The sequence below is a fragment of the Kitasatospora sp. NPDC048722 genome (genome assembly GCF_040650235.1).
In the GTDB taxonomy this organism is placed as follows: domain Bacteria; phylum Actinomycetota; class Actinomycetes; order Streptomycetales; family Streptomycetaceae; genus Kitasatospora.
The window spans coordinates 90,249-113,857 of record NZ_JBEZGX010000012.1 but is presented as its reverse complement, the minus strand read 5'-3'; the positions used below and the strand labels follow the sequence as shown (position 1 = coordinate 113,857).

The following is a 23,609-nucleotide window of genomic DNA, read 5'->3' as shown; positions in this document are numbered from 1 at the left end:
GGGTCAGCCCGCCAGCAGGGCCTGGGCGTCGAGGGTGTCCTCGCCCTTGTTCCAGTTGCAGGGGCACAGCTCGTCGGTCTGCAGGGCGTCCAGCACGCGCAGGACCTCCTTCGGGTTACGGCCGACGGAGCCGGCGGTCACCATGACGAACTGGACCTCGTTGTTCGGGTCGACGATGAACACCGCGCGCTGGGCGGTGCCGTCGGCGGCCTCGACGCCGCAGGCCTGCATCAGCTCGTGCTTGACGTCGGCCAGCATCGGGAAGGGCAGGTCGCGCAGGTCCTTGTGGTCCTTGCGCCAGGCGTGGTGCACGAACTCGGAGTCGCCCGAGACACCCAGGATCTGGGCGTCGCGGTCGGCGAACTCGTCGTTCAGCTTGCCGAAGGCGGCGATCTCGGTCGGGCAGACGAAGGTGAAGTCCATCGGCCAGAAGAAGACGATCTTCCACTTGCCCTCGTAGGACTTGTGGTTGATGTCGGCGAAGGCGTTCGCGGCGTCGAGGTCGACACAGGCCTTGAGGTCGAACTCGGGGAACTTGTCACCGATCGTGAGCACGTTCGCTTCTCCTGAAGTGAGACTGCGGGGAGTTGTCCGGATTGCGGACAGGGCTCCACGATTCCACATCGTGGACTGATCAGGGAAATAGCTACACTCGATGTGTCTGATCGGAGAAAGTTATCAATAACCAGTCCGCCGGCGCCCCCGGCCCCGTTCGCAGTCCCCGCGCGCCCACGCTCGCGCAGCTCAGGGCGTTCGTCGCGGTCGCCGAGCACCGGCACTTCCGCGAGGCGGCCGCCGCCACCGGCACCAGCCAGCCCGCGCTCTCCGGAGCGGTCGCGGCACTGGAGGAGTCATTGGGTGCCCAACTCGTCGAGCGTACGACGCGCAAGGTGATCGTGACGCCACTGGGGGAGCGGGTGCACGCGCACGCCCGCCGGGTGCTCGCGTCGCTCCAGGCGCTCACCGAGGAGGTCGAGGCCGCGCGCCGCCCGTTCACCGGGCCGCTGCACCTCGGCGTCATCCCGACCGTCGCGCCCTACCTGCTGCCCACCGTCCTGCGGCTGGTCCGCGACCGCTACCCGGAGCTGGAGCTGCACGTCCACGAGGAGCGCACGCCCTCCCTGCTGGAGGGGCTGGCGGTCGGGCGGCTGGACGTCCTGCTGCTCGCGCTCCCGGCCGGCGGCACCTCGCCGACCCGGGACATCCCGCTGTTCGACGAGGACTTCGTGCTGCTGACCCCGCCCGGGCACCCGCTCGCCGGGCGGATCGACGTCCCGCGCGACGTGCTGCTCGACCTGGACGTGCTGCTGCTGGAGGAGGGCCACTGCCTGCGCGACCAGGCCCTCGACATCTGCCGCGAGGTCGGCGCCGACCCGGCCGGGTCGACCACCCGGGCGGCCGGCCTGTCCACACTGGTCCAACTCGTCGCCGGGGGCCTCGGCGTGACGCTGCTGCCCGCGACCGCCCTGGACGTCGAGGCCGGTCGCGCCGACCGGCTCGCCGCCGTGCGCTTCGCCGCCCCCGCGCCCGGCCGGCGCATCGGCCTGGCCACCCGCCCGGGCTCGGCCCGCAGCACCGAGTACGACCGTTTCGCCGCCTCGCTGCGCGAGGTCCTGGCCGAACTCCCGGTCCGGATCGTCGAGTAGGGCGTGACTAGGGGATCTCCGCCGGCGCCGCCAGGCACAGTCCGACCGTCGTCGCCACCAGCAGGTCGAGCGCCCGCACGGTGTCCGCGTCCGGCTCGGCGGCGGGCTCCGCGCCCAGCGCGAGGTAGCGCGCCGTCAGGCCGTCGAAGCCGCTGAGGAAGTGGACGGCGATCTCGCGCGCCGGCATCGGCAGGGTCAGCCCGTGCGCCGCCGCGAGCGCGGTGAGCATCTCGGTCGCCGTGCCCTCGACCTCGCGCTGGAGCGCCAGCATGATCTCCTGCAGGTCGGCGTCGCGCATCGCCAGCGCGCCGAACTCGCTGAGCAGCACGCAGCGCCCCTCCTCGCCGGTCGCGGCGTCCCAGAGCGCGTGCACGAGCGTGCGGACCTGCTCGCCGAACGGGCCGTCGCCGGGGGAGGCCGCCCGGACCTGGCCGATGAAGTCGGCGGTCAGCTGCTCGACGACGGCCCGGTAGAGGTCCTTCTTGGTGCCGAAGGTGTAGTGCACCGTCGCCTGGGCCACGCCGAGCTCGGCCGCGATCGCCCGGGTGCTGCCGGCCGCGATGCCCTCGCGGCTCATCAGGTCGAGGGCGGCCTGCACCAGCTGGGGCCGCCGTTCTGCGGCGGGGACGTGTGCCATCCAGCCAGGGTATCGCCATGGTCGGGCAACTGCGTCGAACGAATCTGTCGATTGCTCGTGTCGATCGACTTTGTCATCCGACAAAGTCGAGCGTACGGTGGATCCGAGACCTGGTCAGGCACCCGCCTGCCCGACGACCGGACCGAAGGGTCAGCCATGGCCACGTACCTGTACCGATTGGGCCGCTACTGCTTCCGGCGCAGACGGGCCGTCCTGGCCGTCTGGATCGCCGTGCTGATCGCCGTCGGCGGTGCCGCCGGGGCGTTCGCGGGCAAGACCGGTAACGAGTTCAAGGTCCCCGGCACCGAGGCGCAGGCGACCCTCGACCGGATCAAGGACGCCTTCCCGCAGCAGGGCCACGGCTCCGCGCAGATCGTCTTCGCCGCCCCGGCTGCCGAGGGCATCAAGGCGCCGGACGCGGGCCGCGCGGTCAGCGAGGCCGTCCACCGGATCGCCGCCGTCCCGGGCGTGGCCGCCGCGCCCGACCCGTACGCCACCGGCGCGGTCTCGCCGGACGGCAAGGTCGCGATCGCACTGGTCTCCTTCGACCGCAAGCTCGGCGACATCACCGACCAGCAGCGCGAGGCGGTCAGGGCAGCCGCCGAACCGGCCCGCGCGGCCGGGCTGGACGTCGCCTTCGGCGGCGACGCGTACAACCGGATGGCCCAGGTCGACGGCGGCGAGGCGATCGGCCTCGCGGTGGCCGGCGTGGTGCTGGTGATCACCCTCGGCTCGCTGGTCGCCGCCGGACTGCCGCTGCTCACCGCGCTGGTCGGCGTCGGCGCCGCGATGGCCGGACTGCTCGCGCTCACCGGCTCGTTCGAGATCATCACCACCGCGCCCGTGCTGGCGCTCATGGTCGGGCTCGCGGTCGGGATCGACTACGCGCTGTTCATCCTCTCCCGCCACCGCCGCCACCTGGACGAGGGCCTGACGCCCGAGGAGGCCGCGGCCCGCGCCACCGCGACCGCCGGCAGCGCCGTCGTGTTCGCGGGCCTGACCGTCGTCGTGGCGCTCGCCGGGCTCGCCGTCGCGGGCGTCCCGTTTCTCACCGTGATGGGCCTCGCCGCCTCCGGCGCCGTCGTCGTGGCCGTCCTGGTGGCGATCACGCTGCTGCCCGCGCTGCTCGGCTTCGTCGGCCGCCGGATCGACCGGCTTCCGGTCTGGCGGCGGGCCATGCGCACGGGCGGCACCACCACGATGGGCGAGCGCTGGGCCGGTTTCGTCGTGCGCCGCCCGCTGCCCGTCCTGCTCGTCGGCCTGGCCGGGCTCGGCGTCCTCGCGGTGCCCGCCGCGAGCCTCAGCCTCGGCCTGCCGGGCGGCGGTTCGCAGGCCGCGGGGACGGACGCGCGCAAGGCGTACGACCTGGTCAGCGAGGGCTTCGGGCCCGGGTTCAACGCGCCGCTCGTCGTCGTGGTGGACGCGAAGGGCACGCCGCAGCCCGAGCGGGCCGTGCAGGGCGTGGCGGCGGAGCTGCAGACGCTGAAGGGCGTGCAGACGCTGCTGCCGCCCGCCGTCGACCGGGCCAGTGGGACGGCCCTGCTGACCGTCATCCCGCGGACCGGGCCCGACGACGAGGCCACCAAGTCGCTCGTCAACGAGATCCGCGACCAGCGCGCCGAGTTGAAGGCCTCGACCGGGGCCGGCATCGCCGTCACCGGCACCACGGCCGCGAACATCGACGTCTCCACCAAGCTCGGCCAGGCGCTGCCGCCCTTCCTCGCGGTCATCGTCGGCATCGCGATGGTGCTGCTGGCGCTGGCGTTCCGCTCGGTGCTGGTCCCGCTCAAGGCGGTGGCCGGGTTCCTGCTCAGCATCACCGCCTCGCTCGGCGCCGTGGTCGCGGTCTACCAGTGGGGCTGGCTCGACGGCCTGATCGACGTGCCGAAGGTCGGACCGGTGGTGAGCTTCGTGCCGATCCTGCTGATCGGGGTGCTGTTCGGGCTGGCGATGGACTACGAGCTGTTCCTGGTCTCCGGGATGAAGGAGCAGCACGTCCACGGCACGGCGCCCCGGGAGGCCGTGGTGGCCGGGGTGCGAGGCGGCGCCCGGGTGGTGACGGCGGCCGCGCTGATCATGGTGGCGGTGTTCGGCTCGTTCGTCTTCGGCCACGACCCGATCGTCCAGCCGATCGGCTTCGCCCTCGCGGTGGGCGTGCTGGTGGACGCCTTCGTCGTGCGGATGGCGCTGGTGCCGGCCGCGATGGCGCTGTTCGGCAAGGCCGCGTGGTGGTTCCCGAAGCGGCTGGAGAAGATCGTGCCGCGGGTGGACATGGAGGGCGAGCAGTTGATCGCGCGGCTGGAACGGGAACCGGAGCGGCAGCCGGGGGAGGCGAAGCAGCCGGCCGGGGTCTGACCGGCCCCACGAGCCGTGCCCGGCGGGAGGCGTTCCCGCCGGGCACGGCTGTCGTCACGGTCGTTACTGCGGCAGCCGCTGCTCGAACCAGACCACCTTGCCGGTGCCCAGCCTGGTCGCGCCCCAGCGGTCGGCGCAGCGGGCCACTATCTGCAGCCCGCGCCCCCGCTCGTCCTCGGGGCCGGTCCGGCGCGGGCGGGGCAGCAGCGGGCTGTCGTCGCCGACCTCGCAGCGCAGCCTGGTGGTGCGCACCAGGCTCAGGGTGACCGGACGCGTCGCGTGCTGGACGGCGTTGGTGACGAGCTCGCTGACCATCAGTTCGGTCGCCTCGCTGAGCTCGCCGAGTCCCCAGCGGCGCAGCGTGTGCGCGGCCAGCCGGCGGGCCCGGCCCGGCGTCTCGTTGCGCGGCTGGAGGTACCAGTGCGCGACGTCCCCGGCCGGGATGCCGTCGAAGCAGGCGCCGAGCAGGGCGATGTCGTCGCCGCGGTCGCCCGGCGGCAGGATCCGCAGCGCCTCCTGGCACAGCTGCTCTGGGGCGTGCCAGGAGGAGCCGGCGATCTTGGCGCGGAGCAGTTCGAGGCCGTCGCTGAGCGGGCGGCTGCGGGTCTCGACCAGGCCGTCGGTGAACAGCAGCAGGGCCGATCCGGGCGGGGCGGGCAGTTCGACGGAGTTGAAGTCGACCCCGCCGACGCCGATGGGCGCCCCGGAGTCGAGCTCGACCAGCTCGGCCGTCCCGTCCGGCCGCACGAGCACCGGCGGGACGTGCCCGGCGTTGGCGATCACCACGCGGTTGGCGATCGGGTCGTACACCGCGTAGACGCAGGTGGCCAGGTGCTGTTCGCGGCCGAGCCGCTGGGCCTGTTCGTCCAGGTGGTAGAGCACCTCGTGGGGCGGCAGGTCGAGCGCGGCCAGGGTCTGCGCGCTGGTGCGGAGCTGGCCCATGATGGCGGCCGAGGTGAGCGAGTGGCCCATGACGTCGCCGACGATCAGGGCGACCCGGTTGCCGGGCAGCGGCACCGCGTCGTACCAGTCGCCGCCGACCTGGGCACCGCGCTCGCCGGGCAGGTAGCGCTGGGCGAGGCGCACGCCGTGCGGCTGCGGGAGGCGCAACGGCAGCATGCTGCGCTGGAGTTCGTTGGCTATCTCCCACTCGCGGGCGTACCGCAGGGCGGTGTCGACGGCCAGCCCGGCCTGGGTCGCGAGGTGGGCCGCGGTCGCGGTGTCCGCGGCGTCGAACGCCGGGCGGCCGGTGCGTTCGGGAGGCCGTCGGATCAGGACGAGCAGACCGAGCACCGCCTTGCGCCCGCGCAGCGGCAGCGCGAGGACGGACGTGCCCGCGCCGAGCCGGGCCAGCCCGCGGGCGCCGTACAGCTCGCGCAGCAGCGTCTCGGTGCGCTCGGCGCCGGGCGTGCCGATCACGGCGGCCTCGGCGGGCCGGCGGCTGAGCAGGGCGTGCGCGAGGGCGCCGCCGCGGGTCACCGGGGTGGCGGGCCCGCCGTCGGCGTTCGAGCGGGTGCCCCAGCGGGTGCGCCGGCGGTCCTCCGCGCCGCTGGGGCGGCCCTGGCGCCCGATCCGGGTGCCGGTGCTGTAGTGGATCCGCAGCTCGTCGGGGAAGCCGGGTTCGCGCTCGACGTTGGGCAGCGGGTCGCGCAGGTGGACGACGGCGGCGTCGGCGAGGGCCGGGACCAGCACCCGGCCGACGTTGCGCAGCGTCGCGGCGAGGTCGAGGGCGCTGTTGATCCGCCGGGTCGCCGAGTCGAGCCAGCCGAGGCGCCCGGCGACGTCGTCGCGCCCGGCCACCGCGGGTTCGCTGCGCGGCTGGGGGAGCGCAGGCGGCTGTCCGGCCTCGGTGTTGAGCTGGTCGCGCACGGCTGCCTGTCCTGGGCTCGGGGTGGGCTCTGGGGTGTTCTGCTTGCTGGTCTCTTCCGCTGTCGCGGCTGTCGGCGTGCTCGGGAGCCGCCGCCGGGCGGTCAGCCGACGCGTCGACAGCAGAGGAACAGTTGCTCCTCCGGCGGCAGCGAGGTACTGGCCGGCGCGTACGGGTGCCCCGAACACTCCTCGACGGCGAATCCGGACGCGACCAGAACCCGTTCCAGATCCTCCCGCAGATACCCGCTGATCCGCAGCTCTCTGCCAAGGAACGGAAGCGGAACGTGATCCAGATCGGCCTCGACCATCCCGAGCGCCAGCAGCCCGCCCGGCCGCAGCAGCGCGTGCAGCCGGCCGAGAACGGTCGGGATCTCGTCCTGCGGCAGCAGGATCAACGAGAAGAACGCGGTGACGGCGGCGAACCCGCCCGCGCCGTCCGGCCCGAGCCCGGGCACGTTCCAGACCCGCCCGGCGCGCTCGGTGCCCAGGTCGTAGAGGTCGATCCGGTGGTAGACGGGCGGGTGCTCCCCCTGGTGGTGCGCCTGCGCGGCCAGCGTGAGCATCACGTCCGAGAGGTCCGTCCCGATGACCCGCAGTCCGCCCGCGGTCAGCTGGCGGACCGTCGGCTCCCCGGTGCCGCAGCCGACGTCGAGGACCCGGGCGCCCGGCTCCAGCTCCGCCAGCAGCCGCCGTGCGCACGCGAGCTGCCCGTCCTTGGCCGGGAACGCCTCGCCGTACCCGGCGCCGATCGTGTCGAAGGCGACCGCCTGCAACGCCCGTACGGCCCGGCGCCGCCGGGCGTCGGGCTCGTCGTCACCCGCGTCCTCGCCGACGGGGAACGGGTCCGATATCTGTCCGGTCGTCACGATAGAGAGGCACCCTTCCACCCTGGCCTCCGCCAGCCTGGCCGGCCGCTGCCGGTGGCGGTGCGTCACGCTCCCCGCATCACACGGACGGACTGCACTCCGCACGCTGAGAACTGGGCATTCCGAAACTCTGGCACGTCGCCGGCAGACACTTGTGTGTGCACTGGCATCTGAGAATATGCGTGATCACACCGCCGTGGGGCCCCTTTCCGGCCAACTCGTCGTACTTGGGCCGTTGTGGACGGTGTTGCGGAAGCACGACGGTGCGGGCCGGGGTGGTGCGAACCGGTCCCGCACGCCGCACAGCACGCCGGGGGCGTGGGTGTTGACCTGCGCTTTTCACCGCTCCGCAGGCTGACAATCGGACGTTTATCGAACGTCAATCGGCGCGGTGCACAGTAGGGACCAGCGCCGGGGAAGCGTTGAGGGCGCTCCCGCAGCCGGGGGGCTGCGGGAGCGCCGACGCAACGCGAATCGGGGGAGGATCTCCGCTGGGGGGCGGAGGCCTCACGGCGCCGGGGGAGAGGAAGAGGCAGGCTCGGTGTGCTGCTGGGAGATGAGGTCCGCCACGGGGGAGGCCTCCGGCACACCGAGCCGCGTGAACATCGCGTGCGCCTCCCGCAGACACGCCAGCCCGCGGGCCGGCTGCGCGAGCGCCAGCAGCGCCTCGCCGAGCGCGGCGTTGGCGAGGCCCTGGCAGTAGGCGCCGTCCATTTCCTGTCCGATGGACAGCGACTCCTCGGCCGCCTCGGCCGCCTCGGCGTGCTGGCCCGCGGCGAGCAGGGCGGACGAGAGCCTGGCCAGGGTGTAGCCCTCGCGCAGACGGTTCTGCTGGGACCGGTACAGCTGGTGCGCCTCGCGCAGGTGTCCCACGGCGGCGGCCGGGGCTTCGGTCGACGAGATGACGACGCCGAGCTGGTACAGCGTGTCGGCGAGGCAGGGGCCGTTCTTCGACGCGCGTGCGGTGCCGACGGCCTCGGTGACCGACCGTACGGCCGTCGCGGTCTGTCCGAGCCCGAGCTGCGCCCGGGCGAGGTTTCCGAGGAGCCTGGCCTCGCTGATCGGAGCACCCACGACGCGGCTGATGGCGAGGGCCTGTTCGAGGAACGGCAGTGCCTCGTCCGCGCGGTTGGCCATGCTCAGGATGGCTCCCAGCGCGTTGGCCGCCATCGACCGCATGACCGACATGTCCTCGTTGCTGTGCAGACCGAGGCTCCGGCGCAGGGACAGCTCCGCCTGCTGGAAGTCCCCGCCGATCGACTGGAGGGTGCCGAAGGCGAAGTGCACCCGGGCGAGGGCGGCGGAGTCCCCGTACGTCTCCGCGTTGCGCTCGGCGGTCTCCAGCATCCGGTGCATGCGCGGGCCGTGGGTCGGGTCCTCGACCAGGCTGTTGAGCACGATCAACAGGTCCACGGCCGGGCGCAGGAGCTCGCTCGGACCCGCGACGGCGGCCTCGACCGAGCTGAACAGCAGCGCGGTCTCGGCCCGCAGCCACTCCTGGGCGGCCGGCCCCGTGGGCAGCGAACGGCCCGGTGCGCCGATCGGGTTGAGCGGTTCCGGCAGCTGGTCGTCCGGCTCGATGGCCTGCGCCGAGTTGCGGACCGTGGGCAGCAGGAGGTCGAGCAGCCGACGGATGGCGGCCTGCTGGTCCTCCTTGTCGCCCACGCGCTCGTTCTGCCGCTGGGCGTAGAGCCGGAGCAGGTCGTGGTACCGGTAGCGGCCGGGGGTGAAGCACTCCAGCATGTTGGCCTCGACGAGGGCCTCGGCGAGGCCTTCCGCCGCGTCCTCGTCCATGCCGAGCAGCGCGGCCGCGGCCGCCAGGGGGAAGTCGGGGGAGTCGATCAGCGAGAGCAGCCGAAAGGCGCGGGCTTCGGCGGGGGACAGCTGTCCGTAGCCGAGGCCGATCGTGGTCTCGACCGCGAGGTTGCCGAGCTGCAGCTCGTCCAGCCGGCGCCGTTGATCGGCTAACCGCCGGGCGAGGTCCGAGACGCTCCACCGCGGCCGGCTGGCCAGCCGGGCGGCCGCGATCCTGACGGCCAGCGGCAGGAACCCGCACGCGGACACGACGGCCATGGCGGCCTCCGGCTCCGCCGCCACCCGGTGTTCACCGACGATGGCCGAGAAGAGCGCCAGCGCCTCGTCGGGCGTCAGCTCCTCGACGTCCACCAGGTGGGCGCCGGGGATACCGGCCAGCCGGGACCGGCTGGTGGCCAGCACGGCGCAGCCGGAAACGCCGGGAATGAGCGGGCGGATCTGTTCGGCGTCCCGGGCGTTGTCCAGCAGGATCAGCATCCGCCGGTTGGCCAGCAGGGAGCGGTACAGGGCCGCGCGTTGTTCGAGCGAGTCGGGGTTCTCGGTGGCACCGAGTGCGTGCAGGAAGTCGCCCAGGACCACGGCGGGATCGGCCGGCGAGGCGCCCGCGCCGCGCAGGTCGACGTACAGCTGCCCGTCCGGGAACTCGCCCCGCACCCGGTGGGCCACGTGGACCGCGAGCGTCGTCTTCCCGACGCCGCCGATGCCGGCCAGTGAGGTCACCACGACCGCCTGCCCGGTGGCGTTCATCAGGACTGCGGAGAGGTCGGTGACGAGTCCCGATCTACCGCTGAAGTCCGATACGTCAGCCGGGAGTTGGGCCGGCGGTGGAGGCGCCGGCGGACCGTCCTCGCGAACCGGGGCGGCGGGGAGGGAGAGCGTCGGGTCGGCGGCGAGGATGCGCGAGTGCATCGCGGACAGGCCGGCCCCGGGTTCGACCCCGAGCTCGTCGATGAGGAGCTTGCGGGTGTCGGTGTAGACGCCCAGGGACTCGGCCTGCCTGCCGCAGCGGTACAGGGCGAGCATCAGCAGTTCCCGCAGCCGCTCCCGAAGGGGGTGCTCGGCGGTGAGCGAGTTCAGCTCACCCACCACCTCGGCGTGCAGTCCGATGTCGAGGGCTGCCGCGCACATGTCCTCGGAGGCCGCGACCTGACGCTCGGCCAGCCGCAGTCGTTGCGCCTCCGCGTAGGGGCCGGGGATGCCGGTGAGCGGGCGCCCGCTGAACAGCCCGAGGGCGCGGACGAGGAGGCGGTGCGTCTCGTGGAGGTCGCCCGCGGTCCGGGCGGCGGCGGCCTCGGCGGAGAGGTTCTCGAAGACCGTCACGTCGAGTGCGTCGCCGGGGATGCGCAGGGCGTAGCCGTCGGCGACCGAGACCAGCAGCTCGGCGGGTGCGCGGACCTCGCGGCGGGGTTCGATGACGGTGCGCAGGCGGGAGACGTAGGTGCGCAGCGCGGCGACGGCCTGCGCGGGTGGGCGGTCTCCCCACAGGCCGTCGACGAGGTCCTGGGTGGTGACCGGGCGGCCGGAATGCAGCAGAAGGGCGGTCAGAATCGCCTGCTGCTGGGGGGACCCGAGCGACAGCGGTTTCTCGTCGAGCCAGGCCTGGACAGGACCGAGGACCTGGAAGCGCAGCGCAGGCACAGGCGGCGTCTCCCGAAACTCCATGAAGTCCCCCGATGGCCTTTGGTGTCGATTCCGTGAAGGGCGCTCGGCGGTCCGCCGTGGTCGGTTCAGCTTAGGCGGACGGCCGACTCTGCCGGACAGCACCGCAAGTCGCACGATGTTTATCGGACATTTAATCAACCCTACGATACTGTCCGCGCGCCCGCGCCAAGCAGGTCGGGCTGAAGACATTGATGACCGAAAGGCGGCCGCCCAATGGCCAACGACCAGAGCGAGACCCCGGTGCCGACGACGCCCGACGCCGAGGCGAAGACGTCGGCCCCGGCTGCCGCTGTGGAGGCCGGCAAGGCTGTCGAGGGCGCGGTGGCCGCGTCCTCGGACCCGACCACCTACACCGAGCCCACCGCCGCCGAGAAGGCGGCCATGGAGCAGCAGCTGCTCGGCGACGAGTCCGAGCACGTCGTCGAGCCCGCCAAGCCGGCGACCGGCGAGCCCGGTGAGGTCTACGAGCCGCAGGGTGTCATCTGGAGCCAGCCGTAACCCGCGTCCTGGAACTGTGCCCCCGCTTCCCGCGTTCGGCGGGCGGGGGCACGCGCGGTTGCGGCCTCGTGAATACGGGTTCGCGGCGGGCGGTGGCTATTTCACGTCCACGGCGCACCCAAGGTGACTGCGGATATCCGTAACGTGCCAGGCAGCACCGTTCCGCGTTCCGGAATATCGGGTTCAGCAGGAACTCGCTTCAGCCCGAACTGTTGTAGTTTGCCGTGATTTTGCCGGAATTGGCGGCGACCGTCTCGGGCCTCGGTGGCCGGATCTCACCGGGTCCGGATCGGCGTCGGGGCCGTGGTCGGCCGGGGTGGGGGTCGGGGCGGGGGCCGGGGTGACGTGGGTCGGGTCGGCGGTCCATTCGCGGCCGCCGGACTCGGGGCGGAGGTAGTGCTCGCCGCCGATGGTGTCCATGTAGATGCCGGTGCGCCCGGTCCTCCGGTCGAGGACGCGGTCACCCGCGTGCGGCCGGTGGGCGGCGGCGTTGCGCTGACGGGGATTCACCGAACCCTCCCTTGCTCTGCGGTCGCCGTCCGCGCGTCCGTGGTGACGCTCGGCGACTACCCAGCATCTCTAGAGAAGCTAATATCTCTAGAGATGTCAACGGTCGTATCTGCTTACTTGCGGCCGCGGGCGCGCCTACGATTTCCGAGAGGGAGAGGGAGCGGCGATGACCGGCAGCAGTGGCGACAAGCAGCCCAAGTACCAGCGGATCGCCGACACGCTCAGGGCGGCCATCGACGCCGGCGAGTACCGCGCGGGCGACCGGCTGCCGGGCGAGAACGACCTCATGGACGAGTACGGCGTCGCCCGGATGACCGCCCGCCAGGCCCTCGGGGTGCTGCAGAGCGAGGGCATCGCCGAGGCCCGCCGGGGTGCCGGGGTGTTCGTCCGGGACTTCCGCCCGCTGCGCCGGCGCGGCATCCAGCGGCTCGCGCAGGGCCAGTGGGGCTCCGGGCGGTCGATATGGTCCGCGGACATCGACCGGCGCACCCTCGTCGTCGACCAGGTGTCGGTCACCGAGCGCGGCGCGCCCGAGCACGTGGCCCGCGTCCTCGGCGTCGATCCCGGCGCGCCGATGTGCGTGCGCCACCGCCGCTTCGTCCTGGACGGCAAGCCGGTGCTGCTGTCCACGTCCTACCTCCCGGCGGTCCTGGTCGCCGGCACGGCGATCACCCGCGAGGACACCGGCCCGGGCGGTACCTACGCCCGCCTGGCCGAGATCGGCGCGAAGCCCGTCCACTTCCGCGAGGAGGTGCGCTCACGCATGCCGAGCGCCGAGGAGGGCGTGCGCCTGGACCTGACCGCCGGCACCCCGGTGATCCTGATCTGCCGCACCGCCTTCGCCGACGAGGGCCAGGTCGTCGAGCTGAACGAGATGATCCTCGACGCCGCGTCCTACGTGCTGGAGTACGACTTCGACGCGTGATGTCCGCGGGCGGCGCCGGGCACCGCCCCCGCTGTGGGCGGTGGCGGGCCTCGAGGATCTTCATCTGCTCCTCGTCGGCCCGGTGCACCAGGCGGCGCCACGCCCCTCCGGTACCGGTGGCCGCGCCGTGCGAACGACACCGCCCCGGGCGCGCGGAGGCGGCCGGGGCGGCGGGACGGAACGGGGAGGGCTACTCCTTCGAGCGCACCCGCAGGTTGGTGATCAGCGGGCCCTCGGTGGTCTCACGGAAGAAGTCGTTGCCCTTGTCGTCGACGACGATGAAGGCCGGGAAGTCCTCGACCTCGATGCGCCAGACGGCCTCCATGCCGAGCTCGGCGTACTCCAGGACCTCGACCTTCTTGATGCAGTCCTGGGCGAGCCGGGCCGCGGGGCCGCCGATCGAGCCGAGGTAGAAGCCGCCGTGCGCGGCGCACGCGTCGGTGACCTGCTTGCTGCGGTTGCCCTTCGCGAGCATGACCATCGAGCCGCCGGCCGCCTGGAACTGGTCGACGTAGGAGTCCATCCGGCCCGCCGTGGTGGGGCCGAAGGAACCGGAGGCGTAGCCCTCGGGGGTCTTGGCCGGGCCCGCGTAGTAGACCGGGTGGTCCTGGAGGTACTTGGGCATGCCCTCGCCGGCGTCCAGGCGCTCCTTGATCTTGGCGTGCGCGATGTCGCGGGCGACGACGAGCGTGCCGGTGAGCGAGAGCCGGGTCTTCACCGGGTACTTGGACAGCTCGCTGCGGATCGCGGACATCGGCTGGTTGAGGTCGACGCGCACCACGTCGTCGTCGAGGTGCTCGTCGGTGGTGTCCGGCAGGTACTTGGCCGGGTCCGTCTCCAGCTGCTCCAGGAACACGCCCTCGGCGGTGATCTTGCCGAGCGCCTGGCGGTCGGCGGAGCAGGAGACGGCCATGGCGACCGGCAGCGAGGCGCCGTGGCGCGGCAGGCGCACGACGCGCACGTCGTGGCAGAAGTACTTGCCGCCGAACTGGGCGCCGATGCCGATCTTCTGGGTCAGCTCGGTGACCTTCTGCTCCAGCTCCAGGTCGCGGAAGCCGTGGCCGGTCTTCGCGTCGCCGGAGGTCGGCAGGTTGTCGAGGTAGTGCGCCGAGGCGTACTTGGCGGTCTTGAGCGCGAACTCGGCGCTGGTGCCGCCGATCACGATGGCCAGGTGGTACGGCGGGCACGCGGCGGTGCCGAGCGAGCGGATCTTCTGCTCCAGGAACGAGAGCATGCTCGCCTCGTTCAGGATGGCCTTCGTCTCCTGGTACAGGTACGACTTGTTGGCGGAGCCGCCGCCCTTGGCCATGAACAGGAACTTGTACGCGTCGCCGTCGGTGGCGTACAGCTCGATCTGGGCCGGCAGGTTGTTCCCGGTGTTCTTCTCGTCCCACATGGTCACCGGGGCCATCTGGGAGTAGCGCAGGTTGAGCTTGGTGTATGCGTCGTACACGCCGCGCGCGATGGCGGACTCGTCGGCGCCGGAGGTGAGCACGTTCTGGCCGCGCTTGCCCATGACGATCGCGGTGCCGGTGTCCTGGCACATCGGCAGGATGCCGCCGGCCGAGATGTTGACGTTCTTCAGCAGGTCCAGCGCGACGAAGCGGTCGTTGGGGCTGGCCTCCGGGTCGTCCAGGATGCGGCGCAGCTGGGCGAGGTGCGCGGGGCGCAGGTAGTGCGAGATGTCGTGCATCGCCTCGGCGGTGAGCAGGCGCAGCGCCTCGGGCTCGACCTGGAGGAAGGTGCGGCCGCCGGCCTCGAAGGTGGAGACGCCCTCGGAGGTGAGCTTGCGGTACGGGGTCGGGTCAGCGCCCAGGGGGAGCAGGTCGCTGTACTCGAAGTCTGGCGTGGGAGCCATGGGGGCGGTCCTTAGGTTTCCAGTGATCCGGCTGCGTCGGCGAAGCACCATCCAGGGTAGGACCCGGGGATCGCGGGCACGCGGACAGGTCGGCCTTGCGTGACCGGGCTCACTCGGGCAGCAGTGCGAGCGACTAGTCTTGGCCCGTGGACAACTCGCCGCCGCAGGACGATCAGGGGCAGCCGCCCGTGTCGGCGCCCGTGCCGATGACCAAGCCCGAGAACCAACCCGAACCGCTGACGCAGGACCGGCCGGCGCCGGCGCCCGCGCACGCCCCGGTGGCCGAGGCCGAGCTGCGGGCCTCGGACGCCGACCGCGAGCGGGTGGCCGACCTGCTGCGCGACGCCTACGCCGAGGGCCGGCTGGACGTCGACGAGCACGCCGAGCGCATCGAGGCCGCGTACGCGGCGAAGACCCTGGGCGAGCTGGCGCCGCTCACCCGCGACCTTCCCAGCCACCGTCCGCTCTCCTTCGAGAAGCCGCCGCTGGACGCCCCCGCCGCCCGCCCGTCCGCCCCGGCGCAGCCGGCGGCCCGCCAGGAGGCGCCCCAGATGGTGGCGATCTTCGGCGGGGCGTCCCGCAAGGGCCGCTGGCGGGTCGGCTCGCACCTGAAGGTGGTCGCGGTCTTCGGCGGCGTGGACATCGACCTGAGCGACGCCGTCTTCGAGTCGCCGGAGGTCGTCATCGACGTGCTGGCGCTGTTCGGCGGCGTCGAGGTCCGGGTGCCGGAGAACGTCAGCCTGCACGGCGGCGGCGTCGGCATCTTCGGCGGCTTCGACGTCAAGGAGCAGACGGCGGCGGACCCTTACGCCCCGGTGGTCCGGGTCCGGGGCACGGCGATCTTCGGCGGCTGCGACGCCAAGCCGCGCCGGGGCAAGAAGCTCAAGGAGTGGGTGCGCAAGCAACTCGGCGTCGAGTAGCGGGGGTTGGCCGGCATCTGCCCGGCCGCCGACCTGGCGTGATCCGACCGGTGCCCGGCCGCGGGAGCAACTCCCGGCCGGGCACTCGGCGTTGCGGCGGGTGCAGTGGGTAGTCGATTGCGTGCAGTGTGCATGAATCGCGGCCCGGCGGGGTATTCCCTCTCGCACATCGCTTCTTGTACGGCTGCGCACCGGGGGCGGCCAGCGGCCGGCCCGGGGGTGGAGAGCGGGGGCTCGCAGCCGGGCAGGGGAGCGAGCTTCCCCGTGTCCGAGAGTCTCGTCAGGAGTACGGCCGTGCTGCATCCGATCGAGTCCCGCACCACCTCGCCCGTCGCCGCCGCACAGCTGTTGGAGCCCCGCCCCGACAGCCGCCCGCAGCCGCAGGGCTCACCGGCCGGCCAGGGGCCCCAGGGAGAGGACAACCCCTGGCACACCGGCGCCGCGTGCCGCCGGGACGAGGTGGGGCTGTTCTTCGCGCCGTCCAAGGAGCCGACGGCGGCCCGGCTGTCGCGCGAGGACCAGGCGAAGCGGGTCTGCGCCCGCTGCCCGGTGCTGCTGGAGTGCCGTGAGCACGCGCTGGCGCAGCCGGAGCCGTACGGCGTCTGGGGCGGGCTGACGGCCGCCGAGCGGCGCGTGGTGCTGGCCCGTCGCCGCCGCCGGGAGTCGGAGCTGCGCGAGGCGGCCCGGGTGTCGACGGCCCACCGGCGGATAGCGGGCTGACGGCGCCGGATCGCGCGCCGGAACGCACCGCGGCCCCGGCGGAGGGGGATTCCGCCGGGGCCGCGTCGTGCTGAGCTGTGAACTCCTGTGCCAGGAGCCTCAGTTGGCGCGGTCGAAGTCGATCGCGCTGTAGGCCCGCAGCTTGGACAGCTTGTGGGTGGAGTGGATCTCGCGGATGGTGCCGCTCTTGGAGCGCATCACCAGCGAGCTGGTGGTGGCGGTCTCCGAGCGGTAGTGCACGCCGCGCAGCAGCTCGCCGTCGGTGATGCCGGTCGCGACGAAGAACACGTTCTCGCCGCTGACCAGGTCGTCGGTGGTGAGGACCCGGTCGAGGTCGTGCCCGGCGTCGAGGGCCTTCTGCCGCTCGGCGTCGTCCTTGGGCCACAGGCGGCCCTGGATCACGCCGCCCATGCACTTCATCGCGCAGGCCGCGATGATGCCCTCGGGGGTGCCGCCGACGCCCATCAGCAGGTCGACGCCGGTGCCCTCGCGGGCGGCCATGATGGCGCCGGCCACGTCGCCGTCCGAGATGAACTTGATCCGGGCGCCCGCCTCGCGGATCTGGCGGACCAGACCGTCGTGGCGCGGGCGGTCGAGGACGACGACCGTGACGTCCTCGACGGCGCTGCCCTTGGCCTTGGCGACCCGGCGGATGTTGACGGCCGGCGGGGCGGTGATGTCGACGAAGTCGGCGGCCTCCGGGCCGGCGACCAGCTTGTCCATGTAGAACACGGCGCTGGGGTCGAACATCGTGCCGCGGTCGGCGACCGCGAGCACCGCGACGGCGTTGTTCATGCCCTTGGCGGTGAGCGTCGTGCCGTCGACCGGGTCGACCGCGACGTCGCACTCGGCGCCGGTGCCGTCGCCGACCCGCTCGCCGTTGTAGAGCATCGGGGCCTCGTCCTTCTCGCCCTCGCCGATGACGACCACGCCGTTCATCGAGACGGTCGAGACGAGGGTGCGCATGGCCTTGACGGCCGCGCCGTCGGCGCCGTTCTTGTCGCCGCGGCCGACCCACCGGCCGGCTGCCATCGCCGCCGCCTCGGTGACCCGGACGAGTTCGAGCGCGAGGTTCCGGTCGGGAGCCTCGGGCGCGACCTCAAGGGCACTGGGAAGGTGGTGCGGGTACTGCGTGGTCATCGTCGTTACCTCTCTGTACGCGACGGCCAGTGAGCGCCCGACTACTGCCTGGTCGAACGCCGTGGTGAGGGTCCTGCGATCGTATCTGCCTTAGAGATGACTGTCTGTGGCGCGGGTCGCCACGCTCGGCCCCGATCCCTCCCGGTAACCGCCGGTTCGTCCCGCTTCACCCGTACGCGGGCACCCCGGGTGACCTGTCCGGTGTGTGGATGAGTCACCATGTGGGGGTGGCAGGAGAGAGCAAGGGCATGAGGGGCCGGCAGACCGTGCGGGACATGGTCCTGTCGATGCTGGCGGTCGGCGGCGTGGTGTGGATCGGGTACCTGTTCCTCCCGCACGACGCGGACAGCGTGCCCCAGCACAAGGTCGAGTACCGGGTGGAGGCGGCCACCGCCAAGCGCGCCGCCCCGTACAAGCTGGTCGCCCCGGAGGGACTGTCCGACAAGTGGCGCGCCACGTCGGTCAGCTATCAGTCGGCCGCGCAGAGCAACGGCAAGGGCAACGCCTGGCACCTGGGCTTCGTCACGCCGTCCGGCCAGTACGCGGCGGTGGAGCAGAGCGACGTCCCGCGCGAGTCGCTGGTGTCGGACAAGGTCGACGGCGCCAAGCCGGACGGCACCGCGGAGGTGGCCGGCCGCACGTGGGACCGCGTGCAGGGCGACAAGGCCCGCGCGCTGACCTCGCAGGACGGCGGCGGCACGACGCTCCTGACCGGCACCGCCTCGTACGACGAGCTCGCCGAGCTGGCGCAGGCGCTCAAGTAGGCCGCAGGCCGTCGGGGGGTCGTGCGCCGCACAGCCCCGTACGCCGAACGGCCCGAAGGCCGCAGGGGCCGCACGCGGAAGGGCCCGCACCGGATGATCCGGTGCGGGCCCTTCCGCATGACCGGGCGCGTCAGACGGTGGTGACGACCTCGTCGTAGGCCAGGCGCGGCGAACGCGGGTACCAGGCGTCCTCGCCCGGCTTGCCGATGTTGACCACGGCCAGCACCGAGTGCTCGCCGTCGCCGAAGAACTCCTTGTTGATGCCCTCGGCGTCGAAGCCGGTCATCGGGCCGGCGGCCAGGCCGGCGGCGCGGACGCCGATGATGAAGTAGCCGGCCTGCAGGGCGCCGTTCAGGCGGGCGGAGTTCTCACGGGCCGTGCGCTCCGAGAAGAACGCGTCCTTGGCCTGCGGGAAGTGCGGGAACTGGGTCGGCAGCTCCTCGTGGAACTCGTTGTCCACGGCCAGGATGGCGACCAGCGGGGCGGCGGCGGTCTTGGCCTTGTTGCCGTCCGACAGGTGCTGGACCAGGCGCTCGCGGCCCTCGGCCGAGCGGACCAGGACGACGCGCAGCGGCTGCTGGTTGAAGGCGGTCGGGCCGTACTTGACCAGGTCGTAGATGGCCTGGACCTGCTCCTCGGAGACCGGCTCGTCGGTGAAGGTGTTCGCCGTGCGCGCCTCGCGGAACAGCAGGTCCTGAGCGGCGGCGTCGAGTACCAGGGCGTCGGTGGTCATGCTTGTGCACCTCATACGGGAGGGGGTCGTCGGTGTGGCCGACCGCGGTCGGTCACTGCTCCCAACATAGGTGAAGTTTCAACTATTCCCAAGTGGTATGTGGCGCACATCACTTCGAAGGTGATGCCGGTGCCCCCCCGAGGCCGGTCACTCCCCGGCCCCGGCACCCTCCTCGGCGGCCAGTGCGGCGTCCAGCCGGGCACGGGCGCCGTCCAGCCAGCGCTGGCAGACCTTCGCCAGCTGCTCGCCGCGCTCCCAGAGCGCCAGCGACTCCTCCAGCGACGTGCCGCCGTTCTCCAGCTGCCGGACGACCTCCAGCAGCGCGTCCCGCGCGTGCTCGTAGCCGAGGGCGTCGTCCGCGCCCTGCGGCACCTCGCCGGGGTGGTCCTGCTCCTGCTGCTCTGCCATGCGAGCCAGACTAGGGGCTGACGCCGACAGGACGGCCGCACCGGGTGGAATTCGCGTGCGCGCGGCCGCTCCCTGCCGCTACCCTCCGCCGCATGATCGAGGTCCGCCCCGCCGTCCCGGCCGACGCCCCCGAGCTGGTCCGCCTGCGCAACCTGATGTTCGAGGCGATGCCGAGCATGGCCGCCCAGGCCGGCCCCGGGCCCTGGCAGGCCACCGCCGAGCGGATGCTGCGCGAGCGCCTCGCCGTCCCGGCCGACGCGCTCACCATGCCGTCCTTCGTCGTCGACGACCCCGCACGGCCCGGCCGGCTCGCCGCCTGCGCCGTCGGCACGCTGGAGGAGCGGCTGCCCGCGCCCGGCAACCCGGAGGGCCGGTTCGGCTTCGTCTTCAACATCTGCACCGACCCCGGCCACCGGCTGCGCGGCTACGCCCGGGCCTGCACCGAGGCGCTGCTGCAGTGGTTCGACGACCACCGGGTCGGCCGGATCGACCTGCACGCGAGCAGCGGCGGCGAGGCGCTCTACCGCAGCCTCGGCTTCGGTGAGCACTCGACGGCGCTGTCCCGCCGGCGCTCGTACTAGCCCGCGGAGGGCCCCTCCTCGGCCACCGTCACGCCGAACCCGCCGCCCGCCACCCGGGCGTGCAGCGCCTCCCCGGAGGCGACCTGGGCCGGATCCGTCACCACGGTGCCGTCCGCCCGTTGGAGCACCGCGTAGCCGCGCTCCAGGGTGGCCGCGGGGGAGAGCGCGACCACCCGGGCCAGCGTGTGCCCGAGGTCGCTCTGCGCGTGGTCCAGCCGGTGCCGCAGCGTGCGCCGGGCCCGCTCCAGCAGCCCGTCCACCTCCTGGCCCCGGCCCTCCAGCATCCGGTGCGGCGCGGCCAGCACCGGGCGGCTGCGCACGCCGTCCAGCCCGTGCTGCTCGCGCTCGACCCGTCCGTGGACGTACCGCCGGGCCCGGTCCCGCAGGTGCAGCACCTTGGCGAGCTCCTCGCCGACGTCCGGCACCACCCGTTTGGCGGCGTCGGTCGGAGTGGAAGCGCGCAGGTCGGCGACGAAGTCCAGCAGCGGCTGGTCCGGCTCGTGCCCGATCGCGCTGACCACCGGCGTCCGCGCCGCAGCGACCAGCCGCACCAGTCCCTCGTCCGAGAACGGCAGCAGGTCCTCGACGCTGCCGCCGCCGCGGGCCACGATGATCACGTCCACCCCGGGGTGCTCGTCCAGCTCCCGGACGGCCGCGCTCACCCGCTCCACCGCGCTGACGCCCTGCACCGGCACGTTCCGCACCTCGAAGCGGACGGCCGGCCAGCGCCGCCGGGCGTTCTCCAGGACGTCCCGCTCGGCCGCCGAGCCACGACCGGTGACCAGTCCGACGCACTGCGGCAGGAACGGCAGCGGCCTCTTCCGCTCGGCCGCGAACAGTCCCTCCCCGGCGAGCCGCCGCTTCAGCTGCTCCAGCCGGGCCAGCAGTTCGCCGAGCCCGACCGGCCGGATCTCCGAGGCCCGCAGCGACAGCTGCCCGCGCGCCGCGTACCACTCCGGCTTGGCGTGCACGACGACCCGCGCGCCCTCCTGCACGACGTCCGCGACCTGGTCGAAGACCGACCGGAAGCACGTCACCGTGAGCGACACGTCGGCCTGCGGGTCGCGCAGGGTCAGGAACACCACGCCCGCCCCGGGCCGCCGGCTGAGCTGGGTGATCTGCCCCTCCACCCACACCGCGCCGAGCCGGTCGATCCAGCCGCCGATCAGCGCGGAGACCTTGCCGACCGGGAGCGGGGCTTCGGGTGAGCTGCTGTTGGCCATGCGTACGAGGCTAACGGCGCCCGCCGACAGCGTCCGCGCCCGTGTCGCCCGTGCCGCCCGTGCCGCCCGCGCCGACCGAACCCTGCACGGCCAGCACCACCAGTCCGACCGCCAGCCACGCCATCCCGACGATCTGCGCCGTCGTGGAGGCCTCGTACACCACCGCCCCGATCACCACGATCCCCAGCACCGGCACCACCACGTGCCGCAGCCAGTCGCGCGAGCCGTGCCGCACCGCGTACCAGCCGACGACGGAGGCGTGCAGGAGCGCGAAGGCGGTCAGCGCGCCCACGTTCACCACCGAGGTGAGCTGGTCGAGACCGTCGTCCCGGTTCGCCGCCCAGAGCGCCGCCGCCAGAGTGATCACCGCCGCCGCGAGCAGCGCCCGGCGCGGCACCGCCGAGACCGGGTCGACCGAGCCGAGCAGCCGCGGCAGCCGCCCCTCGCGGCCCATCGCGAAGACCAGCCGCCCGGCCGCCGCCTGCCCCGCCAGCGCCGCGAAGGCCGCGCCGATCGCCTTGCTCGCCGCCACCAGCACGTGCAGCCAGTGCCCGACGCCGCCCTCCACGGTGCCGTAGAACGCCGAGCCCTGCGCCACCGGGTCGGCCGCCAGCTGCGCCGGGGTGAGCGGCTCCAGCAGCGCCGCCAGGTACGTCTGCGCGACGAACAGCACCCCGGCCAGCGCCAGGCACCACAGCATCGCCCGCGCCACCGCGGCCGACGCCCCCACCGCCTCTTCGACGAACGTCGCGATCGCGTCGAACCCCAGGTAGGAGAGCACCGCGACGGACACCGCCGAGATCACCGCCGTCGGCGAGAAGGGGCCGACGGCGGTGAACGGCGTGTCCCAGGCGCGCCGGGCGCCGTCCTGGACCAGCACCACCACGGCCGCGACGACGAACACGGCGAGCACCGCGATCTCCATGGCGAGCACCGCGAAGCCGACCGAGGCCGCCGTCCGGACCCCGACCAGGTTGAGCGCCGTGGTCACCACGATCGCGAGCGCCGTCCACACCCAGCGCGAGACGCCCGGTACCAGCGAGTGCAGCGCGATCCCCGAGAAGAGGTAGGCGACCGCGGGGATCAGCAGGTAGTCGAGCATCACCATCCACCCGGCGACGAACCCGGGCCCCTCGCCGAGCCCGGCCCGTGCGTATGCGAACACCGAACCGGTCCGCGGCACGGCGCGCACCATCTGCGCGTACGAGAACGCGGTGAAGCCCATCGCGACCGTCGCCGTCAGGTACACCGTGGCGACGGCCCCGCGGCTCTTGGCGTCCAGCACGCCGAACACGCCGACCGGGGCCATCGGGGCGATGAACAGCAGCCCGTAGACCATCAGGTCGCGCACGCCCAGGCTGCGCCGCAGGCCGCCCGCGCCGCCCGGGGCGTCCTGCGCGATTCGCTTACTCATGAGCACCACACTTGAGCACCGGCGACCGGATCCGTCCGGATTGCGCCTCCCGTCGGCGCGGCTCCCCGCCGCCCGTACGATGGACCCATGTCCAACACCGCGCAGCGCCGTGTCCTGCTCGCCGCCCCCCGGGGCTACTGCGCGGGAGTCGACCGCGCCGTGATCGCCGTGGAGAAGGCCCTGGAGCAGTACGGGGCCCCCGTCTACGTCCGCAAGCAGATCGTCCACAACAAGTACGTGGTGCAGACCCTGGAGAAGAAGGGCGCGGTCTTCGTCGAGGAGACGGAGCAGGTGCCCGAGGGCTCGATCGTGGTCTTCTCCGCGCACGGGGTCGCCCCGTCCGTCCACGACGAGGCGAAGGCCGGCAAGCTGGCCACCATCGACGCCACCTGCCCCCTGGTCACCAAGGTGCACAAGGAGGCCGTCCGCTTCGCCGACGAGGACTACGACATCCTGCTGGTGGGCCACGAGGGCCACGAGGAGGTCATCGGCACGATGGGCGAGGCCCCGGAGCGGATCCACCTGGTGGACGGCGCCGAGGACGTGGCCAACGTGCGGGTCCGCGACGAGTCCAAGGTCGTCTGGCTGTCCCAGACCACCCTCTCGGTGGACGAGACCATGGCGACCGTCGGCGAGCTGAAGAAGCGCTTCCCGCTCCTGGTCAGCCCGCCCAGCGACGACATCTGCTACGCGACCCAGAACCGCCAGGTCGCCGTCAAGCAGCTGGCCCCCGAGACCGACCTGCTGATCGTCGTCGGCTCCAAGAACTCCTCCAACTCGGTCCGCCTGGTGGAGGTCGGCCTGGAGTACGGCGCCAAGGCCGCCCACCTGGTGGACTTCGCGGAGGAGATCCGCGAGGAGTGGCTGGAGGGCGTCACGACCGTCGGACTCACCAGTGGTGCCTCGGTGCCGGAGATCCTCGTCGACGGCGTGCTGGAGTTCCTGGCCGCCCGCGGTTACGACACGGTCGAGACCGTCAAGACCGCCGAGGAGCACCTGACGTTCTCGCTGCCCAAGGAGCTGCGCCGCGACCTGCGCGCCGAGGCCGCGGGCAAGCTGTAACGC

At 72.9% G+C, this 23,609-nt stretch carries 20 protein-coding genes; 9 read left to right on the top strand and 11 right to left on the bottom strand.

Annotated features, from left to right (window positions below):
- Window positions 1-3: 3 nt before the first annotated feature.
- On the bottom strand, window positions 4-555 hold the full coding sequence (locus AB0C76_RS12050; protein WP_359963431.1) for a peroxiredoxin: 552 nt from the start codon (window positions 553-555) through the stop codon (window positions 4-6).
- 122 nt (window positions 556-677) lie between these two features.
- On the opposite strand from AB0C76_RS12050, the gene AB0C76_RS12045 reads away from it, so the two are divergent.
- Window positions 678-1,646: a LysR substrate-binding domain-containing protein gene (locus AB0C76_RS12045; RefSeq protein ID WP_359963537.1), complete on the top strand. Its 969-nt coding sequence runs from the start codon at window positions 678-680 to the stop codon at window positions 1,644-1,646.
- A gap of 7 nt (window positions 1,647-1,653) precedes the next feature.
- Here AB0C76_RS12045 and AB0C76_RS12040 read toward each other — a convergent pair whose 3' ends face one another.
- Window positions 1,654-2,283 (bottom strand): TetR family transcriptional regulator, encoded by a 630-nt coding sequence (locus AB0C76_RS12040; RefSeq protein ID WP_359963428.1) that lies wholly within the window; start codon window positions 2,281-2,283, stop codon window positions 1,654-1,656.
- A 156-nt stretch (window positions 2,284-2,439) separates the two neighbouring features.
- Here AB0C76_RS12040 and AB0C76_RS12035 point away from each other — a divergent pair, with 156 nt between their 5' ends.
- Entirely contained in the window at window positions 2,440-4,638 is a 2,199-nt protein-coding gene (locus AB0C76_RS12035; protein ID WP_359963425.1) for an MMPL family transporter, read from the top strand.
- Between the two features lie 63 nt (window positions 4,639-4,701).
- On the opposite strand, the gene AB0C76_RS12030 is transcribed toward AB0C76_RS12035, so the two are convergent.
- The 3 genes from AB0C76_RS12030 to AB0C76_RS12020 form a co-directional block, all read right to left on the bottom strand.
- Window positions 4,702-6,507 carry an ATP-binding SpoIIE family protein phosphatase gene (locus AB0C76_RS12030; RefSeq protein WP_359963423.1) on the bottom strand — a complete coding sequence of 602 codons (1,806 nt, stop codon included), beginning with the start codon at window positions 6,505-6,507 and terminating at the stop codon, window positions 4,702-4,704.
- A 101-nt stretch (window positions 6,508-6,608) separates the two neighbouring features.
- A complete protein-coding gene (locus AB0C76_RS12025; RefSeq protein ID WP_359963420.1) occupies window positions 6,609-7,373 on the bottom strand; it encodes a class I SAM-dependent methyltransferase in 765 nt (254 codons plus the stop codon).
- 507 nt (window positions 7,374-7,880) lie between these two features.
- Window positions 7,881-10,826: a BTAD domain-containing putative transcriptional regulator gene (locus AB0C76_RS12020; protein WP_359963418.1), complete on the bottom strand. Its 2,946-nt coding sequence runs from the start codon at window positions 10,824-10,826 to the stop codon at window positions 7,881-7,883.
- Window positions 10,827-11,063: 237 nt separating this feature from the next.
- On the opposite strand from AB0C76_RS12020, the gene AB0C76_RS12015 reads away from it, so the two are divergent.
- A complete protein-coding gene (locus AB0C76_RS12015) occupies window positions 11,064-11,348 on the top strand; it encodes a hypothetical protein (RefSeq protein WP_359963415.1) in 285 nt (94 codons plus the stop codon).
- A gap of 676 nt (window positions 11,349-12,024) precedes the next feature.
- Window positions 12,025-12,783, top strand: coding sequence for a GntR family transcriptional regulator (locus AB0C76_RS12010; RefSeq protein WP_359963413.1), 759 nt, complete (start codon window positions 12,025-12,027; stop codon window positions 12,781-12,783).
- Window positions 12,784-12,973: 190 nt separating this feature from the next.
- Here the strand turns inward: AB0C76_RS12010 and AB0C76_RS12005 are convergent, their stop codons facing one another.
- Window positions 12,974-14,641 (bottom strand): fumarate hydratase, encoded by a 1,668-nt coding sequence (locus AB0C76_RS12005; protein ID WP_359963410.1) that lies wholly within the window; start codon window positions 14,639-14,641, stop codon window positions 12,974-12,976.
- A gap of 206 nt (window positions 14,642-14,847) precedes the next feature.
- On the opposite strand from AB0C76_RS12005, the gene AB0C76_RS12000 reads away from it, so the two are divergent.
- Together AB0C76_RS12000 and AB0C76_RS11995 are read left to right on the top strand one after the other, a co-directional pair.
- On the top strand, window positions 14,848-15,561 hold the full coding sequence (locus AB0C76_RS12000) for a DUF1707 domain-containing protein (protein ID WP_359963535.1): 714 nt from the start codon (window positions 14,848-14,850) through the stop codon (window positions 15,559-15,561).
- 294 nt (window positions 15,562-15,855) lie between these two features.
- Complete coding sequence (locus tag AB0C76_RS11995) at window positions 15,856-16,281, top strand: WhiB family transcriptional regulator (RefSeq protein ID WP_359963407.1); 426 nt, start codon at window positions 15,856-15,858, stop codon at window positions 16,279-16,281.
- Between the two features lie 99 nt (window positions 16,282-16,380).
- Here AB0C76_RS11995 and glpX read toward each other — a convergent pair whose 3' ends face one another.
- Window positions 16,381-17,421, bottom strand: coding sequence for a class II fructose-bisphosphatase (gene glpX / locus AB0C76_RS11990; RefSeq protein ID WP_359963404.1), 1,041 nt, complete (start codon window positions 17,419-17,421; stop codon window positions 16,381-16,383).
- Window positions 17,422-17,669: 248 nt separating this feature from the next.
- Here glpX and AB0C76_RS11985 point away from each other — a divergent pair, with 248 nt between their 5' ends.
- Window positions 17,670-18,185 (top strand): DUF4245 domain-containing protein, encoded by a 516-nt coding sequence (locus AB0C76_RS11985; RefSeq protein ID WP_359963401.1) that lies wholly within the window; start codon window positions 17,670-17,672, stop codon window positions 18,183-18,185.
- Between the two features lie 130 nt (window positions 18,186-18,315).
- Here AB0C76_RS11985 and AB0C76_RS11980 read toward each other — a convergent pair whose 3' ends face one another.
- Both AB0C76_RS11980 and AB0C76_RS11975 read right to left on the bottom strand, forming a co-directional pair.
- The gene (locus tag AB0C76_RS11980) at window positions 18,316-18,918 is read right to left on the bottom strand and encodes a malonic semialdehyde reductase (RefSeq protein ID WP_359963398.1); all 603 of its coding nucleotides are present in this window, start codon (window positions 18,916-18,918) and stop codon (window positions 18,316-18,318) included.
- 147 nt (window positions 18,919-19,065) lie between these two features.
- A complete protein-coding gene (locus AB0C76_RS11975) occupies window positions 19,066-19,326 on the bottom strand; it encodes an exodeoxyribonuclease VII small subunit (RefSeq protein ID WP_359963395.1) in 261 nt (86 codons plus the stop codon).
- Window positions 19,327-19,418: 92 nt separating this feature from the next.
- Here AB0C76_RS11975 and AB0C76_RS11970 point away from each other — a divergent pair, with 92 nt between their 5' ends.
- Window positions 19,419-19,907 carry a GNAT family N-acetyltransferase gene (locus AB0C76_RS11970; protein WP_359963393.1) on the top strand — a complete coding sequence of 163 codons (489 nt, stop codon included), beginning with the start codon at window positions 19,419-19,421 and terminating at the stop codon, window positions 19,905-19,907.
- Here the strand turns inward: AB0C76_RS11970 and xseA are convergent.
- Together xseA and AB0C76_RS11960 are read right to left on the bottom strand one after the other, a co-directional pair.
- The gene (gene xseA / locus AB0C76_RS11965) at window positions 19,904-21,130 is read right to left on the bottom strand and encodes an exodeoxyribonuclease VII large subunit (RefSeq protein ID WP_359963390.1); all 1,227 of its coding nucleotides are present in this window, start codon (window positions 21,128-21,130) and stop codon (window positions 19,904-19,906) included. The genes AB0C76_RS11970 and xseA overlap by 4 nt on opposite strands.
- A gap of 10 nt (window positions 21,131-21,140) precedes the next feature.
- On the bottom strand, window positions 21,141-22,544 hold the full coding sequence (locus AB0C76_RS11960) for an APC family permease (protein ID WP_359963387.1): 1,404 nt from the start codon (window positions 22,542-22,544) through the stop codon (window positions 21,141-21,143).
- A gap of 87 nt (window positions 22,545-22,631) precedes the next feature.
- Here AB0C76_RS11960 and AB0C76_RS11955 point away from each other — a divergent pair, with 87 nt between their 5' ends.
- Window positions 22,632-23,606 carry a 4-hydroxy-3-methylbut-2-enyl diphosphate reductase gene (locus tag AB0C76_RS11955; protein WP_359963384.1) on the top strand — a complete coding sequence of 325 codons (975 nt, stop codon included), beginning with the start codon at window positions 22,632-22,634 and terminating at the stop codon, window positions 23,604-23,606.
- The last annotated feature ends 3 nt before the right edge of the window (window positions 23,607-23,609 follow it).

Coding starts and splice junctions, on each gene's coding strand:
- glpX (WP_359963404.1), bottom strand. CDS start 17,421: ATGACCACGCAGTACCCGCACCACCTTCCCAGTGCCCTTGAGGTCGCG.
- AB0C76_RS12040 (WP_359963428.1), bottom strand. CDS start 2,283: ATGGCACACGTCCCCGCCGCAGAACGGCGGCCCCAGCTGGTGCAGGCC.
- AB0C76_RS12035 (WP_359963425.1), top strand. CDS start 2,440: ATGGCCACGTACCTGTACCGATTGGGCCGCTACTGCTTCCGGCGCAGA.
- AB0C76_RS11970 (WP_359963393.1), top strand. CDS start 19,419: ATGATCGAGGTCCGCCCCGCCGTCCCGGCCGACGCCCCCGAGCTGGTC.
- AB0C76_RS12010 (WP_359963413.1), top strand. CDS start 12,025: ATGACCGGCAGCAGTGGCGACAAGCAGCCCAAGTACCAGCGGATCGCC.
- AB0C76_RS11960 (WP_359963387.1), bottom strand. CDS start 22,544: ATGAGTAAGCGAATCGCGCAGGACGCCCCGGGCGGCGCGGGCGGCCTG.
- AB0C76_RS12000 (WP_359963535.1), top strand. CDS start 14,848: ATGACCAAGCCCGAGAACCAACCCGAACCGCTGACGCAGGACCGGCCG.
- AB0C76_RS11985 (WP_359963401.1), top strand. CDS start 17,670: ATGAGGGGCCGGCAGACCGTGCGGGACATGGTCCTGTCGATGCTGGCG.
- AB0C76_RS12005 (WP_359963410.1), bottom strand. CDS start 14,641: ATGGCTCCCACGCCAGACTTCGAGTACAGCGACCTGCTCCCCCTGGGC.
- AB0C76_RS11955 (WP_359963384.1), top strand. CDS start 22,632: ATGTCCAACACCGCGCAGCGCCGTGTCCTGCTCGCCGCCCCCCGGGGC.
- AB0C76_RS12015 (WP_359963415.1), top strand. CDS start 11,064: ATGGCCAACGACCAGAGCGAGACCCCGGTGCCGACGACGCCCGACGCC.
- xseA (WP_359963390.1), bottom strand. CDS start 21,130: ATGGCCAACAGCAGCTCACCCGAAGCCCCGCTCCCGGTCGGCAAGGTC.
- AB0C76_RS11975 (WP_359963395.1), bottom strand. CDS start 19,326: ATGGCAGAGCAGCAGGAGCAGGACCACCCCGGCGAGGTGCCGCAGGGC.
- AB0C76_RS11980 (WP_359963398.1), bottom strand. CDS start 18,918: ATGACCACCGACGCCCTGGTACTCGACGCCGCCGCTCAGGACCTGCTG.